Origin of the sequence: Pseudomonas sp. 10S4 (assembly GCF_034344865.1) — a bacterium.
In the GTDB taxonomy this organism is placed as follows: Bacteria; Pseudomonadota; Gammaproteobacteria; order Pseudomonadales; family Pseudomonadaceae; genus Aquipseudomonas.
Genome location: NZ_CP133774.1, coordinates 5910118 through 5927133, shown reverse-complemented (window position 1 = coordinate 5927133; position 17016 = coordinate 5910118). Strand labels below are relative to the sequence as shown.

The following is a 17016-nucleotide window of genomic DNA, read 5'->3' as shown; positions in this document are numbered from 1 at the left end:
ATCCAATGTGGGAGCGAGCTTGCTCGCTCCCACAGGGGTTCAGTGCTGGTTTGTAGGATCTGTGCCAAGCACGACATTCAAAGCACTGCGTGCATCATCGAGCTGCACCAGCGTCGCATGCCGCGCACCCAGCGCATCACGATTCTCGATAGCGGTCAGAATCGCCTTGTGCCTTGGCAACGCCAGTTCATGCAGGTTCGGTCGCTGGTTGGAATGCTTCAACGCTTCGGCAATCGCCACCGACAACATGTTGCACAGGTTGGCCAGCAAGTCGTTGTGGGTCGCATCGGCGATGCGACTGTGGAAGTCCAGGTCCGGCTGCAACAGCGCTTCGGGCGTCGGTGCAGCTTCCATCCGTTGGTAGGCTTCGCCGATGGAGGCGATGTCCGCGTCGGTAGCGTATTGCGCGGCGAGGGCTGCAGCGGCCGGTTCGATGATGCTGCGCACGCTGGTTAGCAGGCTGAAAAATTCATTTTGCGGGCTGCTTTGCATCAGCCAGTGCAGCACATCCGGATCGAGCATGTGCCATTCCTTGCGCGCCTTGACCACCGTGCCGACCCGCGGACGGGAATACACCAGGCCCTTGGCGACCAACACCCGGGTGGCTTCGCGCAATACCGGACGACTGACCGCGTACTCTTCGCACAACAGGGCTTCGGCGGGCAGTTTGTCGTCGGGCTTGAAGCGTCCGGAGACGATCTGCATGCCCAGTTCCTGGACAATGCGCGAGTGCATGCTTTTGCGGTCGGAGGGTTTGCGGTAATCCATGGGGAACGGCGCGATCCTGGGCGATGGGGGTTTGGCGCATGATAGCAGGCGTCGTGGGCAATCATCAGGCCTGAAATTAGCGGGTACCTGTGGCGAGGGAGCTTGCTCCCGCTGGGCTGCGGAGCAGCCCCCATAACGGTAATCACGATTTGTCAGGCAGGCCGCGTTGATCTATTGGCGCCTGCTGCGCAGGCGAACGGGAGCAAGCTCCCTCGCCACAGGTTTTCTGTTTCAGCAATATTGCGCTTCGATTAGTGAGAATGGCGCGGGACTTCGGAGCCGCGGCAGCCGACGAGGAAGTCAAAGTCGCAGCCCTGATCCGCCTGCAGCACATGGTCGATGTACAGCTGACGATAACCACCGACGATCAACTGCGGCGGTGGTTGCAGATCGGCCATCCGCGCCGCGAGTTCAGCATCCGGAATGTCCAGGTGCAGCCGCCCGTTGGCGCAGTCGAGCTCAATAAAGTCGCCTTCCTTCACCACCGCCAAAGGCCCGCCTGCCGCGGCTTCCGGTGCAACGTGCAGCACAACGGTGCCATACGCCGTGCCGCTCATGCGCGCGTCGGAAATCCGCACCATGTCGGTCACGCCCTGGGCCAGCAGCTTGGCCGGCAAACCCATGTTGCCGACTTCAGCCATGCCCGGATAACCCTTTGGTCCGCAGTTTTTCATCACCAGAATCGAGTTGGCATCCACGTCCAGTTCCGGGTCGTTGATCCGCGCCTTGTACATGTCGAAGTTCTCGAACACCACCGCACGCCCGCGATGTTGCATCAGTTCAGCACTGGCGGCGGACGGCTTGAGCACCGCACCCAGCGGCGCGAGGTTGCCGCGCAGCACGCAGATGCCGCCGTCGGCGCGGATCGGGTTGTCGAGGGTGCGGATCACTTCATCCTGGCCGTAGATCGGCGCGTCCTTGGTGTTCTCGCCGAGGGTCTTGCCGTTGACCGTCAAGGCGTTCGGATTCGGGATCAGATTGGCTTCACCGAGGCGGCGCAATACCGCCGGCAAACCACCGGCGTAGTAGAACTCTTCCATCAGGAAACGCCCGGACGGTTGCAGGTCGACGATGGTCGGCATGCCGCGCCCGATGCGGGTCCAGTCGTCCAGGTCCAATTCAACGCCGATGCGCCCGGCGATGGCTTTCAAGTGGATGACGGCGTTAGTCGAACCGCCGATGGCGGCGTTCACGCGAATGGCGTTTTCGAAGGCTTCCTTGGTCAGGATCTTCGACAGCTTCAAGTCTTCGCGGACCATCTCCACCGCGCGCATGCCGGACATGTGCGCCAATACATAACGCCGCGCATCCACTGCCGGAATCGCCGCATTGTGGGGCAGGGAAGTGCCGAGTGCTTCGGCCATGCAGGCCATGGTCGACGCGGTGCCCATGGTGTTGCAGGTGCCAGCCGAGCGGGACATGCCGCCCTCGGCCGCAAGGAAATCGTCGATGGTAATGGTGCCAGCCTTGACCTGTTCGCTGAGCTGCCAGACCACCGTGCCCGAGCCAATATCCTGGCCTTTGTGCTTGCCGTTAAGCATCGGCCCGCCAGTGACGACGATCGTCGGCACGTCACAACTGGCCGCGCCCATCAGCAAGGCCGGGGTGGTTTTGTCGCAACCGGTCAGCAGCACCACGCCGTCAATCGGGTTGCCGCGAATCGCTTCTTCAACGTCCATGCTCGCCAGGTTGCGGGTCAGCATGGCGGTGGGGCGCAGGTTCGATTCGCCGTTGGAAAACACCGGGAATTCCACCGGGAAGCCCCCAGCCTCGATCACGCCGCGTTTGACGTGCTCGGCAATCTGCCGGAAGTGCGCGTTGCACGGGGTCAGTTCTGACCAGGTGTTGCAGATGCCGATGATCGGCTTGCCGTGGAACTGGTGGTCGGCGATGCCCTGATTCTTCATCCAGCTGCGGTACATGAAGCCGTTCTTGTCGGCGGTGCCAAACCATTGGGCGGAGCGCAGGGTGGGTTTCTTATCAGACATGATCGCCTCTCTTATTGTATGACTATATTGTTCAACATGAGGGATAACATAAGCGCAAAAACGGCGCTTTGGAAGCGTTGTTGCTTAATTAGTATTACTATATAGTCGGTTTCAACGGAGGGATTGGCCCTGGCGGTTTTCCGCGAGAGGCGTCCCCCGAGGTTCTATAACAACAACAATCGGAGACCGACCCCATGAGCGAGGAACTGCGGCTTATTCGTCGCATCACGCTGAAACTGATTCCCTTCCTGATCCTGCTGTACCTGATCGCCTATGTGGATCGCTCCGCCGTCGGCTTCGCCAAGTTGCACATGGGCGCGGACATTGGTATCGGCGACGCCGCCTACGGCCTCGGTGCCGGGCTGTTCTTCATTGGCTACTTCCTGCTGGAAATCCCCAGCAACCTGATGCTCGAACGTTTCGGCGCGCGGCGCTGGTTTGCGCGAATCATGATCACCTGGGGCGCCATCACCATCGGCATGGCCTTCGTCCAGGGACCGCACAGTTTCTACGTGATGCGCTTTCTGCTCGGCGCCGCTGAAGCCGGGTTCTTCCCGGGCGTTCTGTACTACATCACCCAATGGTTCCCGGTACGCCATCGCGGCAAGATCCTCGGGCTGTTCATCCTTTCCCAACCCATCGCGATGATGATCACCGGCCCGGTGTCCGGCGGTTTGCTTGGCATGGACGGCACCCTCGGTCTGCATGGCTGGCAGTGGCTGTTTATTGTCATCGGCACCCCGGCGATCCTGCTGACCTGGCCGGTGCTGCGTTACCTGCCCGACGGCCCGCAACAAGTGAAATGGCTGGACCAGGCCGAGAAGGACTGGCTGACCGGCGAACTGAAAAAAGACCTCGCCGAATACGGCCAGACCCGCCATGGCAACCCATTGCATGCATTGAAAGACAAGCGCGTGTTGTTGCTGGCGCTGTTCTACCTGCCGGTGACGTTGAGCATCTATGGTTTGGGCTTGTGGTTGCCGACGCTGATCAAGCAGTTCGGCGGCAGTGACCTGGTGACGGGGTTCGTGTCCTCGGTGCCGTATATCTTCGGGATCATCGGTTTGCTGATCGTCCCGCGCAGTTCCGACCGCTTGAATGATCGCTACGGCCATTTGGCGGTGCTGTATGTGCTGGGCGCCATCGGCCTGTTTCTCAGCGCCTGGCTGACATTGCCGGTGGCGCAACTGGCGGCGCTGTGCCTAGTGGCGTTCGCACTGTTTTCCTGCACGGCGGTGTTCTGGACGTTGCCGGGACGGTTCTTCGCCGGTGCCAGTGCGGCGGCGGGGATTGCGCTGATCAACTCGGTGGGCAACCTCGGCGGCTACATCGGGCCCTTCGTGATCGGCGCGCTGAAGGAATACACCGGCAATCTGGCCTCGGGGTTGTACTTCTTGTCTGGGGTAATGGTGTTTGGGCTGGTGCTGACGGGGGTGGTTTACCGGTTGCTGGAGCGTAAGCATGTGTTGCCGGCGGATCAGTTTGCGGCCAGTGCTCGGGGCGCGACTCGTACCTGAAATATCACACAAATCCCCTGTGGAAGCGGGCTTGCTCGCGAAAGGGGCATCACATTCAGCATCTGTGGTGACTGACACACCGCCTTCGCGAGCAAGCCCGCTCCCACAGGGGGCTGCGGCGTTTTCGAGATTTGTTTACAGGAGAAAATCATGCGTTTAGTTCAGTTCGAATTGATTAACGGCGAACGCCGGGTTGGTGTGGTCGAAGCCGGTCAAGTGTTGGAAGTGAAGGGCGCGTACACAGTCCGCGACCTGGCCCTGGCGGCGATCGAGGCGGGCATCAATCTTGAGCAACAGGTGCAACACCAGGGCCTGCGCGTCAGTCATGACTATGCCGAGTTGCTGAGCAGCTTGCGTATCCTCCCACCTCTGGATCACCCGGACCCGGCGCATATGCTGGTCAGCGGCACCGGCCTGACTCACCTAGGCAGCGCTTCGGCCCGCGACAAAATGCACCAGCAAACTGGCGATGAAGCGGCGATGACCGACACCATGCGCATTTTCAAGTGGGGCGTGGAGGGCGGTAAACCGGCGGCCGGCCAAGCGGGCGTGCAACCGGAATGGTTCTACAAGGGCGATGGCAGCATCGTGGTTCGACCGGGCCAGCCGTTCCCGCTGCCACCGTTCGCCGAAGATGCCGGCGAAGAGCCCGAACTCAGCGGCCTCTACGTTATTGGCCACGACGGCAAGCCGTATCGCCTCGGCTACGCGGTGGGCAACGAGTTCTCCGACCACGTGATGGAGCGCAAGAATTACCTCTACCTCGCGCACTCGAAATTGCGCAGTTGCAGCTATGGTCCGGAACTTCGGGTCGGTGAACTGCCTCAACACCTGGCAGGCACCAGCCGCATCCTGCGTGATGGTGAGGTGTTGTGGCAGAACGAGTTCCTCAGCGGCGAAGCCAACATGTGCCACAGCCTTGAAAACCTTGAATACCACCACTTCAAATACAGCCAGTTCCTGCGACCGGGGGACGTGCACATTCACTTCTTCGGCACCGCGACCCTGTCCTTCGCCGATGGCATCCGCACCCAACCGGGTGACGTGTTTGAAATCAGCCAGGCCGAGTTCGGCGCGCCATTGATCAACGGCATAGCGCCGGTGACCGCGGCGTTCGAACCTGGCGCCGTCGGCACCCTTTAAGGAGATCCGCATGACCCAGATCCTTGGCCACAACTACATCGGCGGCCAGCGCCGCGCGACCGGCGCCGTTAAACTGCAAAGCGTCGACGCCACGACGGGCGATGCCTTGCCCGGCGATTTCTACCAGGCGACTCCGGAAGAAGTGGACGCTGCCGCCAAGGCTGCTGCCAGCGCATACCCGGCCTATCGCAGCCTGAGTGCCGAACGACGGGCGCAATTCCTGGACGCCATCGCCGATGAACTCGACGCGTTGGGCGATGACTTTGTCGCCGTGGTCTGCCGCGAAACCGCGTTGCCCGCCGGCCGTATCCAGGGTGAACGAGGTCGCACGAGTGGCCAGATGCGTTTGTTCGCCAAGGTTCTGCGGCGCGGCGATTTCTATGGCGCGCGGATCGATCAGGCCTTGCCTGAGCGCCAACCGCTGCCGCGTCCCGACCTGCGTCAGTACCGCATCGGCCTCGGCCCGGTGGCAGTATTCGGTGCGAGTAACTTTCCGTTGGCATTCTCTACCGCTGGTGGTGACACCGCTTCGGCGCTGGCGGCCGGTTGCCCGGTGGTGTTCAAGGCGCATAGCGGTCATATGGCGACAGCAGAATGGGTCGCCGATGCAATCATCCGAGCGGCGGAAAAACTGCGATGCCCGCCGGTGTGTTCAACATGATCTACGGCGGCGGAGTTGGTGAAGCGCTGGTTAAGCATCCGGCGATTCAGGCGGTAGGCTTTACCGGTTCGCTCAAGGGCGGTCGCGCCTTGTGCGACATGGCCGCCGCACGGCCGCAACCGATTCCGGTGTTCGCCGAGATGTCGAGCATCAACCCGGTGATCGTGTTGCCTCAGGCTCTGGCGGTCCGGGCTGAAACCATCGCACGTGACCTGACGGCGTCGGTCGTGCAGGGCTGTGGTCAGTTCTGTACCAATCCGGGGTTGGTGATTGGCATTCGTTCGCCGCAGTTCAGCGCGTTCGCGCAACTGGTGGCGGGGTTGATCGGTGATCAGCCGGCGCAAACCATGCTCAACGCCGGGACGTTGAGCAGCTATGGCAAGGGTCTGCAAAAGCTTCTGGCGCATCCGGGTATTGAGCATTTGGCCGGTAGCCCGCAACAGGGTAATCAGGCGCAACCGCAGTTGTTTAAGGCGGATGTCAGCCTGTTGATCGATGGCGATGAAGTCTTGCAGGAAGAAGTGTTTGGTCCGACCACGGTGTTCGTAGAAGTCGCGGATCAGGCGCAGCTCAGCGCCGCGTTGAACGGGCTGCACGGGCAACTGACGGCGACGATCATTGGCGAGTCGGCAGACTTTGAACAGTTCAACGAACTGACGGCGTTGCTGGAGCAAAAGGTCGGACGAATCCTGCTTAACGGCTATCCGACCGGCGTGGAAGTCTGCGATTCGATGGTTCACGGCGGGCCGTATCCGGCGACGTCCGATGCACGCGGCACCTCGGTGGGCACCTTGGCCATCGACCGTTTCCTGCGCCCGGTGTGCTTCCAGAACTACCCCGACAGCTTGCTGCCTGAGCCCTTGAAAAACGGCAACCCGCTGCGAATTCAGCGCTTGGTGGACGGCAAACCCTCGCGCGACGCGCTCTAACAGCCAAACGCAATCCCCTGTGGGAGCGGGCTTGCGAAGACGGCGGCACATCAAACATTAATGCAAGCTGACCCACCGCTTTCGCGAGCAAGCCCGCTCCCACATTTGTTCGGTGTTGTGCATGAGTTTTGTGTTCAGCACAGGTCCTGTGGGAGTGATGAGCTATCATTGCCTCTTTCCAATTGAATGATTGATCACCATGACTGCCGTAACCGATACCTTGCTCAATGCTCTCGAAAACTGCGACATGCTGGAAATCGACGGCTTGCACGCCTCCGACTTCTACCTCGGTGAAGAAGACGACAGTCTGAACATCGAATGCATGGACGGCCGGGCGCTCAAGCATTGGGAATTCAGCAAGGCTCAAATTGAGGCAGCCACCTTCGACCCAACCCTGCAAAGCTGGCTCGTTACCGGTGATTCCGGTGAGCATCGGCTGGTGTGCATGAGCGCCTTCGGTGGTGCTGACGACGAGGAAGTAGAGCATGAAGATGCGTAATTTCTGGCCACTGTTGATGGCGGGCAGCGTTGGCGCCATGGGCGTTCAGGCTGCAACCGTCGATGATTATCAACTGCTGGTCGGCTCTTACACCGCGGGCCAGAGCCAGGGGATTTATCGCCTGAACTTCGACAGCGCCACTGGGCAGATCGACGCCAAGCCACTGCAAGTGGTCAAGAGCGAAAATCCGTCCTGGCTGACCGTGTCCAAGGACCAGCATCACCTGTTTGTGGTCAACGAAAACGGTCCAGGACAGGCTGACCCGGTCGGGAAAGTCAGCAGCTATTCGATCGATCCCAAGTCCTTTGAATTGAAGCTGATCAGTCAGGTCCAGAGTCTGGGCAACGAGCCGACCCATTCGAGCCTCAGCGGCGATGGCACTCACCTGTTCGTCAGCAACTACTCGGTAGTCGAAGATCCGGGCGGCACCCTCGCGGTGTTGCCGGTGGGCGCTGATGGCAAGCTCAAGCCTGTGGTGCAGATGAGCAGCCATCCGTCGAGCCGGGTCAACCCGGAGCGGCAGATGTCGGCCCACGTGCATTCGACGATTTCCTCGCCGGACGGCAAGTACGTGTTCTCCAATGACCTGGGGGCGGACAAGATCTTTGTCTACCACTTCAATCCCAAGGCCAATCCGCTACTACCGCTGACGCCAGCCACTCCGGCCTCGGTATCGCTGCCGGCGGGCAGTGGACCACGTCATTTGCTGTTCAGCGCCGATGGCAAGCACGCCTGGCTGAGCATGGAAATGAGCGCCCAGGTGGCGGTGTTCGATTACCAGGACGGCACACTGAAGCAAACCCAGATGGTCGATTTGGCGGCGGGGCAACCCACCTCCGACAAGGCCGGCGCTGCGCTTCACGCATCAAAGGATGGCAAGTTCCTCTACGTCAGCAACCGTGGTACCGCCAACCAGATGCTGGTATTTGCCATCGATCCGGCCACCGCCCAGCTCAAGGAGCTGCAGCGACGCTCGGTGGAGGGTGATCACCCGCGGGAATTCAGCCTCGACCCGAGTGGCAAGTTCCTGTTGATCGCCAACCAGAAAAGTAACGAGATTGTCGTCGTCGAGCGCGATGCCAAGACCGGTCTGCTCGGCAAAACCGTGCAGAAACTGCCGATGGATGCCCCGAGCGACCTCAAGTTCCTGGTGCGTCAATAGGCCGCAGGCCCCGGTTGATGGGGCCTGCACCCTAGTATTAATGAGATTGATATCCGCTAATGCTACAAAGCATTTCAAGGCGCGGACCCTCGGGGAGTAAGTTTGCTTCACGGCCTGACAAGGCAAGCAAGCTAACTAACTCCGAGGTATACCGCCATGAACTTCAATCTCTTCTCCATCATCGCTGCATCCGCTATCTCTGCCACCGTTGCCCTGCCCGCCAGTGCCAACGTTGAAATCAACAGCAAAAAATCTCACACCCAGAGCTACACCCAGAAATACCTGCAACAGAGCGCCAACTTCTATGCCGCGCTGGATCACAAAACCCAAGCCTGAAATTCAAGCCCTGCACCTTTTATGCAGGAGCGAAGTCACTTGTTTTGATCGACCGCCAACGGTTCGAAAAACAATGAGTGATGTCGCTCCTGCATAACGCGTTTACGACAGCATCACATTGATATCATTCCCTTGCTTGATATCACGTAGCCATCAGTTTAAATTTGACGCTGATTTTTTGACTCCTCCTCTTTGAAAAGGATCGGCGGCATGGCGATGCGTCTGGCAGTGGTTCTTCTGTTTCTCTACTCCACCCCGATTCTCTCGGCTGCTCAGCCCGCTTTTGACGAGCCGGATGCGGCCCGTGAGCGCTTGATGAGCTTTATCGAGGACTGAATCCGGCCGGGTTCATGATCAATAAAACTGATGGCTACTATGCATAAAGGTCGCTAGTTAACTTCGGTTTTTTGATCGATCCTGTGGGCACTGAAACATGCCCACGGAGAACACCATGGCCAGCGCAATCCTCACTTCTGCCAAACACGGCGCCTACCTGGCCATCGGTCTTTACGTGACCATGGTGCTCATTGTCAGCCTGTCGGCCCAATCGCAACACGACCTCCAAGCGCCGATTCAAGTCGCCTATCCCGGCATCCAGTTCGAACACCGCGCGCAAAGCGTGGTGGTTGATCACGCGGACGTTGCGGGAGTGGTGGGAGCATGAAAGGGCGCAAACTCTGGGTCGTCGCCTTTCTGGCGTTCATCACCAATGGTTTTTCTTTGCTGGGGATCGGGCAGGGCTCGGCGGGGTCGGTGGCGCGGGCCATCGAATGCAATCACAGCATCGCCCACAACATTCAGACGGCCAAGGGCTTGGGCTTACTGGTGGGGAATCCGCCGTTGAAGGTCCGGGCCGAGTTTTTCGGGCCGTTTCAGGTGGATTGCTCGGCATTGGGGATGTGCTCTGTTTTAGCCTGAGAACGCGGTCAATTGTGGCGAGGGGGCTTGCCCCCGTTGGGTTGCGAAGCAGCCCCACACAGTTTTTCAGACCAACCGAGTTGCTTGGTTTTACGACTGCTGCGCAGCCGAACGGGGGCAAGCCCCTCGCCACAGTGTTGATGTGTTCTTACTTTTTCATTACGCCGGTAAACAGTTCTGAATCGAGGAAGTGTTGGAGCCACGCCTGCAACCGCAGGAAAGGCGTCTGCCCGAACCAGTCCCGATCCACGTGCGCGAACTGCCTCACAAACGGCATCAACGCGACATCTGCCAAGCTTAGGTGCCCGGCGAGCAAGTAGTCTCGGCCCTCTAGCAATTCATCCAGCTTACGCAAGAACACCTCACCCTCAGCCCGATAATGTTCCATCGGTTGCTCGGGATAGCGTTCGGCGTACTTGTAGTGATTCAAATGCACCTTGAACACCTGATCGTTTTCTTCGATCAGTTCAGCAATGCGTTGCTGCCCGGCGGGGTCATCCTTGAGCAACCAATCCTCAGGATCGTTCTGCGCCAACGCCCAGTGCATGATCGCAAGACTCTCATCAATCACCCGACCATCAACCTCCAGCACCGGCACCGTGCCCTTGCTCGACAGCGCGAGCATCTCGGCCGGTTTTGCCTTCAGGCTGACCTCGACAATCTGCACTTCAACCCCGCAATAACGCAGTGCCATGCGAGCGCGCATGGCGTAGGGGCAGCGGCGGAAGGAATAGAGCGTGGTCATTTCACCTCCAGGGTGCTCAGGCCATTGCCCTGACGGCGGACCTGAATCTGCACCGGAATCCGCTCATGCATTTCCTGTACGTGTGAGATCACCGCGACCTTGCGGCCCTGCGCCTGCAAGCCGTCGAGGGCGTCCATGGCCAGTTGCAGGGATTCCGGATCGAGGCTGCCGAAGCCTTCGTCGATGAACAGCGATTCGATTTTCAGTGTGCTCGACGCCATCGACGCCAAGCCGAGCGCCAATGCCAATGACACCAGGAACGTTTCGCCGCCGGACAACGAATGCACCGAGCGCAGTTCGTCGCCCATCTCGGTGTCCATCACCAACAAACCCAGCATGCTGCCGCCACGTTTCAGGCGATAGCGCCGCACCAGTTGCCGCAACTGCACGTTAGCGTGATGCACCAACAGGTCGAGGTTGTAGGCCTGGGCGATCTTGCGGAAGGTGTCGCCGGTGGCCGAGCCGATCAAGGCATTCAAACGTGCCCAACGCTGGTACTCGGTGTAGGCGTCGGCGATTTGCTGGGCCAACGCCTGATTGGCATTTTGCCGGCGCTGATCTTCGGCCTGTTCGGCGCGCAGTTCGGCGCAAGAATGCTCACTGGCGGCAAACAGGTTTTGCAGTTCCGTCAGCGCGGCTGCCAGTTGCTCGGCGTCGAGGTTGCCGTTGTGTTGCGCTTGATGCTTGAGCAAGCGCTCATCGCGCTCCTGCAACAGCACCTTGGCTTGTTCGATGGCTTTTTCGCTGAGCTGCAATTGCTGGCGCAGTTCACTGACCTGTTGATCGTCGACACTGAGCAACGCTTCCAGTCCACCGTCATCCAGCTCCGGATGCCGCGCGCGCCAGTCAGCAATCTTGCCGCTCAGTTCGCGGTCTTCAGTTTCCAGCGCTTCGGAGCGTTCTTGCTGCGCCTTGAGTTCAGCAGCCAGTTGCACCAATCGCGTGCGCACGGCTTGCAGTTCCTGATTGGCCGCAGCCTCGGCATGGCGTGCCTGTTCGACGGCTTGATCAAGTTGCTGCTGCCACTGTTCGGCGCTGCTGTGCTCGCCGAGCAATTGCGCCAGTTTCTGCTGGCAAGCCTGTTGCTGCTCGGCCAGCACGATGAACTGCTGTTGTGCGGTTTCCAACTGTTGGACGCGATTCAGCTGTTGATACTGCTCTTTCTCCAGCGTCTGCTGGCGCTGTTGCTGTTCGCCGAGTTCGTCGCGCTGCTGGTCCAGTTGTTCCAGACGCTGGGCGATCTGCCGATCGAGCTGCATGAAGGTCGCGGCCGGCTCGTTGCGCAACGCGTCCAACGTATCGGCCGGAAGCAGCGTGCTGAACGCCGTCAGCTCTTCGTCCAGCCGCTGACGATCACTGCTTAACGCCTGCTGCTGAGTGCTCAGGTGTTGGGTCGCCTGCTGGCTAGCCGTTTCGGCGCTGCGTAGATGCTGCGCCAGGCGTCGCGGCGACGTGCAGGGTGAGCAGGGCGGTCTGGCGTTGTTCGTCCTGGGTGATGCTCTGGTTCAACTGACTGTTTTGTTGCGTCAGCCAGGCATCGCGTTTGGCGACGTCCTGATTCAGCAACTGAGCCGACAGTGGATGGGCTTCGAGGCTTGGCGCCAAGCTTTGTTGCTGGGTTGCGAGCTGTTCCTGCTGTTGCAGCAGTTCTTTTTGCTGGGCGATCAAGCCGCCGACTTCGGTGCGCAGATCGGTGAGTTTTTCCTTCAGCAGGTCGACGGCTTTCTGTGCGTTGGTCAGTTCACTTTCATCATGCCGGCCGAGGCTTTGCAGTAACGCTTCGGGCTGATGATAAGGATGATCCGGGCTGCCACAAACCGGGCACGGCTGATCGTCCTGCAACTGCGCGCGCAGTTCCTCGACGCTTTCGCTGCGGGCCAGGCGTTGGCGCTCCAGCAGTTCGCGAGTGACGGTCAGGGTCTGCTCGGCGACGGTCAGTTCAGCCTTGGTTTTCACCCCGTCCTGCGTCAGGCGCTCGCGTTCTTGCTGGGCGGCGAGCTGGCGCTGTTGAAGCTCGGCGCCGCGCTTGTCCAGTTCCTGCTGACTGGCCCACAGACGCGTCAGTTCTTCGAAGGCGCGCAGTTGCTTGCGGTTGTCCTGTAGCAGCGTGCTCAACAACTGGATCTGCTCGGCCACGGCTTCAGGTTCGGCGCCGGCCTCTTTGTAGAGCACTTCCAGATTCTGCTTTTGCTCGGCCAGTTCTTCGGCGGCGCGGGTGGCACTATGTTCAAGGGCGGCCAGTTCGGCCTGGCCTTTGTTCAGGCGATTGCCGATCAGCATCAGTTGTTGCAGACGATCGCGGTAAGCGTTCCAGGCCTCACTCAACGGCGCCAGGTGAACGCTTTGCTCAAGCTCCCCGGCGATGCGTTGTAAGCGTTCAGCAACTTGTTTTTGCTGGTCGAGCAAACCTTGAATGGTGCTCTGACCCTGAGTGCAGGCCAGTTCGGCCTGTTGCTTGAGGTCGGCGCTCAGGCTCGCATCTTTCGCCAGACGGGCGAGGGTGCTTTGCTCTTCAAAGGCCTGACGCAGCAACGGCGCACCGGCACTGTGCTGGTTTTGCGCGTCAGTCAACGCGACGTGGGCGCCACTCAGGCTCTGTTCGAGTTGAGTCTGGCGCTCGGTCAGTTCCTGTTGCTGTTGCGTGTGCTGCTGAATCTGCGCCGCCAGCGGCGTGAGCTGCGCGGTGAGTTCAGTTTTGCGCGCAAATTGATGCCGCTGCGGCGCCAGTTGCTCCAGGCGCGTCAGCTTCAGCCGTTCGCCGGCCAGACTCTCCCAGTGTTGCTGGGCCGATTGCAGTTGTTCGTTGGCGCTCTGTTGGTCGTCCTGCAACTGGCGCAGGTTCTTCAGCCAGGTGTGTTGCTCTTCAAGTTGCTTGAGTTGCGCTTGCTGGGTCTTGAGTTGCTGCTGGGCTTCGTTGAAGCGCTCATCCAGCTCGGCGCGCGCCTCGGGGGACAACGGCGTGACGCCGGTGGCCTGATCCTGCAACAGTTTGTGGGCCTCGCGAGCCTCTTTGGTCTTGTCGAACGCCCGGCGACCCAAGCGCGTGTAGAGCGCAGTGTCGGTGAGTTTTTCCAGCAGTTCACTGCGGTCGTTGTCGTCCGCCTTGAGGAAGGCGCTGAACTCGCTTTGGGCCAGCAGCACGGCGCGGGTGAACTGTTCGAAGTTCAGGCCCAGCGCGGCTTCGAGTTGAGTTTTATAGTCGCCTTTCTGGCTGGCCAGCAGTTGATCCTGATCGATATCGCGCAGGCTTTGGCGACTGGCTTGCAGCTTGCCGCCAGCCTTTTCCCGAGCGCGATTGGCTTCCCAGCGCGCCCGGTAGCGGCGGCCGTCGATGCCGACGAAATCCACTTCGGCATAACCTTCGCCGGTGCCACGACGCAGCAGGGTGCGCGGGTCGCCGGTGCCGATTTCGCCGTCAGCGTCCGGCACTTTGGCGTCGCGCCCAGTGTTGTTCAGGCGCGGCACGGCGCCAAACAACGCCAGGCACAAGGCGTCGAGCAAGGTGCTTTTGCCGGCGCCGGTCGGCCCGGTAATGGCGAACAGTCCAGCGCTGGCCAACGGCTCGGCGGTGAAGTCGATTTCAAAAGGCCCGGCCAGCGAGGCGAGGTTTTTCAGGCGGATCGCGAGGATCTTCATGGTTGTTCGCTCTCCATCTGAACGTCTTGCAGCAACTCGGCAAAGTCCTTGAGGGTTTGCTCATCGACCTCGCTGCCGTAGTTGTCCTGCCAGGCGCGGCTGAACAGTTCCTGAGGCGAAAGTTGATCGAGTTCGATCAGCGTGGTGCCGTCATCGGCGCCATCTTTACCGCCGTTGCCGGCGTACTCGGCGGCGATCCGCACCAGTCGTACAGCCTTGCCTTGCAGGGCGGTTTCGACTTGATGACGCAGATCCGGTTGCGGCTCGTCGAGGCGCACCCGCACTTCCAGCCACGGCTGGCGCTGGAGGTCTTCCAGCAGATCAATGTTTGGCAAGTCGGCCAGTTGCAGGAGGATTTCCGCCAATGGCGCAGGGCCGACGCGTTGCAGATTGACCGCCCGCGGGATCAGTTTCGGTTCGACGCTGACCAGGGTCTCGCCATCGAGGGTGATGTCGAGAATCTGATGCTGATAGTTGATCTCGGAGAACGACAACGGAATCGGCGAGCCGCTGTAGCGAATGCGTTCCTCACCGTTGACCTTCTGCGGCTTGTGCAAGTGACCGAGGGCCACATAGCTGATGCTTGGCCCGAACAGGCTGGCGGGCAGCGCTTCGGCGTTGCCGATAATCAGGCTGCGCTCGGAGTCTTCCGACACCGAACCGCCAGCCATGTGCGCGTGGCTGATGGCGATCAAGGCCTGACCTGGCTTGCGCTTGGCGTTCGCCGCTTCGATCAGCCATTCATGCACCTGGCCAATACCGCGCAAGTAGTTGTCGCCCAAATGCGCACCAGTCACCTCGGCAGGCCGCAGGAACGGCAGCGCCAGGCACCAACCGGCAATCTCGCCGCTGGCGTCCGGCAGCGGCAGCAACAGGCGCTCGGCATCGAGTTGACCGTCATCAAGCCACAACACCCGGCCCAACGCGTGGGTGCGCAATCGGCGCATCAACGGTGCGGGCAGTTCAATTCGCGAGCCGGAGTCATGATTGCCGGCGATCATCACGATCGTCAGCGACGGCTGCTGCTCATGGGCGCTGACGATAAAGTCGTAGAGGCGTTCCTGGGCGGTGACCGGCGGGTTGACCGTGTCAAAGATATCGCCGGCAATCAGCAGCACGTCGGGCTGGTCCAGCTTTAGCTGGCGCAACAGCCACTCGAGGAAACAACCGTGCTCGAAATCGCGGTCCTGGCCGTGCAGGTTCTGCCCAAGGTGCCAGTCGGAGGTGTGGAACAGACGCAAGGCGTACTCCGTAGGAAATAAGGTGATGGCCGCGTGGGAAAGGATGGCGGCTAAAGGAAGGGGAGTTTACTGGCAAATACGAGGAAGGGCGCGACGGATCTGACCGAATTCACCTGTGGCCAGAAGGCTTACCTGTGGCTATGAGGCTTACCTGTGGCGAGGAGGCTTGCCCCCGTTGGGGCGCGAAGCGGCCCCCTGCGATCAGCCTGATAAAACGAATTGCCTGGTCGGGCGACTGCTGCGCAGCCGAACGGGGGCAAGCCCCCTCGCCACAAAAAGTCGCTTTACCCGCTAACTTTGCAGCCGGTGTTCAATCGCCGCACTTCAGCAAAAATCTCGGTAATCGGCCGGCGAGGCTGGCGTTTGTGCATTTGTCGGACTTGTTCACTCATCCGCACGAGTTCTTCACTTGGTTTGGCCCATTGCTCCTTCGGCAACGGCTCTGACCATTTCTGCATCACCTCGGGCATGGCCTGCGGGCCCAGTTTCTGGAGGCGGCGGACTTCCCATTCGGTCAGGTAGTTGGGGATCGTCCATAGGGTCATGACGTGGTACAGGTACCAGAAAAAGCCTGAGAGTCGGTTGCGTTCGCCGTCGCGAATCTCCTGATGCATGCGCGCTCGGGCGTTGTGGAAGGTGTGTAAGCCTTCGTGGGGCGGGTCGTCGGGGAGTTGCAGGTCTTCGAGGTCCTGGATGGCTTTGAGGTCGTTGACTTCGTATTCCATGTAGCCGCGGATGGCTTCCCAGTGACTGATGGCGAGGGGTAGACCAAAGCAGGGGAATTCAACGCTGGTGAGGGTTTCTCCGTGCTGGAAACCAATGCCCATGCCGTACTGGCGCTGGATGCCGTATTGGGTCGCGCCTTGGGCTTCGATGACCCAGGCGGAGAGGGATTCCCAGGGGACGAAGACCGGTTCGGTGGCGCCTTCGGGGTTGAAGCAGACTTCGCGGCGTTGGCGGTTGAAGCGGGTGGGGATGATTTGGAGGCGTTTTTTGTGGTTGTGGTGCCAGACGCAGAGGCCGACGAGTAGGGTTAAAAAGCCTGCTTGCAAACCTACGCCGTAGGATGCATGGAAGATCCCTTCAATGGAGTCTCTAATATCTTCCCAACCATATCCAAGTACGAGACCAAGGAAACCTCCAAGCAGCGGAAACAAAAATGCAACAGAAAAAGTACCGGCAAATGGTCCGCCTAATGTCATCTGCCACATAAAAACTAGAGGCGACCCCAGGCCAAAGTCCATGAAGACGTCATTTAGTTCCCCTATGTGAGGGCCATGTGGTGGTAGTGGTGTCGGCAATGGCAAAGGTGCGAGATAAGTTATCTTTCCTCCGGGAAACGGCTCGACATCGCCAGCATTCCGGGATTGCTCAAGGGCCGGGGTAGGCGCAAGGCTATCAACCTTCTTGGGCATGGTCGGCCAGCTCCAGCAGGTGGGTTTCAACCAGCAACATCGGTGGACGCTCGGTAAT

Annotated in this window: 13 protein-coding genes and 2 pseudogenes; 9 read left to right on the top strand and 6 right to left on the bottom strand. The window is 60.1% G+C overall.

Annotated elements, in window-relative coordinates:
* Positions 1-39: 39 nt before the first annotated feature.
* Entirely contained in the window at positions 40-768 is a 729-nt protein-coding gene (locus RHM58_RS27655) for a FadR/GntR family transcriptional regulator (RefSeq protein WP_201203027.1), read from the bottom strand.
* A gap of 251 nt (positions 769-1019) precedes the next feature.
* A complete protein-coding gene (locus RHM58_RS27650; protein ID WP_322268774.1) occupies positions 1020-2756 on the bottom strand; it encodes an IlvD/Edd family dehydratase in 1737 nt (578 codons plus the stop codon).
* Positions 2757-2950: 194 nt separating this feature from the next.
* Here RHM58_RS27650 and RHM58_RS27645 point away from each other — a divergent pair, with 194 nt between their 5' ends.
* The 9 genes and pseudogenes from RHM58_RS27645 (at position 2951) to RHM58_RS27605 (ending at position 9921) form a co-directional block, all read left to right on the top strand.
* Positions 2951-4273 carry an MFS transporter gene (locus RHM58_RS27645; RefSeq protein WP_201203031.1) on the top strand — a complete coding sequence of 441 codons (1323 nt, stop codon included), beginning with the start codon at positions 2951-2953 and terminating at the stop codon, positions 4271-4273.
* A 150-nt stretch (positions 4274-4423) separates the two neighbouring features.
* Positions 4424-5416: an AraD1 family protein gene (araD1, locus tag RHM58_RS27640; RefSeq protein WP_322268773.1), complete on the top strand. Its 993-nt coding sequence runs from the start codon at positions 4424-4426 to the stop codon at positions 5414-5416.
* 10 nt (positions 5417-5426) lie between these two features.
* Positions 5427-7006, top strand: a pseudogene (locus RHM58_RS27635) (aldehyde dehydrogenase (NADP(+))).
* 199 nt (positions 7007-7205) lie between these two features.
* On the top strand, positions 7206-7505 hold the full coding sequence (locus RHM58_RS27630; protein ID WP_201257574.1) for a DUF5629 family protein: 300 nt from the start codon (positions 7206-7208) through the stop codon (positions 7503-7505).
* Positions 7492-8667 (top strand): lactonase family protein, encoded by a 1176-nt coding sequence (locus RHM58_RS27625; RefSeq protein ID WP_201257573.1) that lies wholly within the window; start codon positions 7492-7494, stop codon positions 8665-8667. The genes RHM58_RS27630 and RHM58_RS27625 overlap by 14 nt, the downstream gene beginning before the upstream one ends.
* A 156-nt stretch (positions 8668-8823) precedes the next feature.
* The gene (locus tag RHM58_RS27620; RefSeq protein ID WP_123514418.1) at positions 8824-9003 is read left to right on the top strand and encodes a hypothetical protein; all 180 of its coding nucleotides are present in this window, start codon (positions 8824-8826) and stop codon (positions 9001-9003) included.
* Positions 9004-9213: 210 nt separating this feature from the next.
* Complete coding sequence (locus RHM58_RS27615; RefSeq protein WP_322268772.1) at positions 9214-9339, top strand: hypothetical protein; 126 nt, start codon at positions 9214-9216, stop codon at positions 9337-9339.
* A 115-nt stretch (positions 9340-9454) separates the two neighbouring features.
* Positions 9455-9667 (top strand): hypothetical protein, encoded by a 213-nt coding sequence (locus tag RHM58_RS27610; protein ID WP_201257572.1) that lies wholly within the window; start codon positions 9455-9457, stop codon positions 9665-9667.
* Complete coding sequence (locus RHM58_RS27605; RefSeq protein WP_201257571.1) at positions 9664-9921, top strand: hypothetical protein; 258 nt, start codon at positions 9664-9666, stop codon at positions 9919-9921. Before RHM58_RS27610 ends, RHM58_RS27605 begins: the two co-directional genes overlap by 4 nt.
* 148 nt (positions 9922-10069) lie before the next feature.
* On the opposite strand, the gene RHM58_RS27600 is transcribed toward RHM58_RS27605, so the two are convergent.
* The 4 genes and pseudogenes from RHM58_RS27600 to RHM58_RS27585 all read right to left on the bottom strand — a co-directional run bounded on the left by RHM58_RS27600 (position 10070) and on the right by RHM58_RS27585 (position 16958).
* Positions 10070-10666, bottom strand: a complete 597-nt coding sequence (locus RHM58_RS27600) for a glutathione S-transferase (RefSeq protein ID WP_201257570.1) — start codon at positions 10664-10666, stop codon at positions 10070-10072.
* Positions 10663-14302 (bottom strand): annotated as a pseudogene (locus tag RHM58_RS27595) (SbcC/MukB-like Walker B domain-containing protein). Before RHM58_RS27595 ends, RHM58_RS27600 begins: the two are co-directional and overlap by 4 nt.
* Positions 14299-15543: an exonuclease SbcCD subunit D C-terminal domain-containing protein gene (locus tag RHM58_RS27590; RefSeq protein ID WP_201203042.1), complete on the bottom strand. Its 1245-nt coding sequence runs from the start codon at positions 15541-15543 to the stop codon at positions 14299-14301. Before RHM58_RS27590 ends, RHM58_RS27595 begins: the two are co-directional and overlap by 4 nt.
* Positions 15544-15827: 284 nt before the next feature.
* Positions 15828-16958, bottom strand: a complete 1131-nt coding sequence (locus RHM58_RS27585; protein ID WP_322268771.1) for a hypothetical protein — start codon at positions 16956-16958, stop codon at positions 15828-15830.
* Positions 16959-17016: the final 58 nt, after the last annotated feature.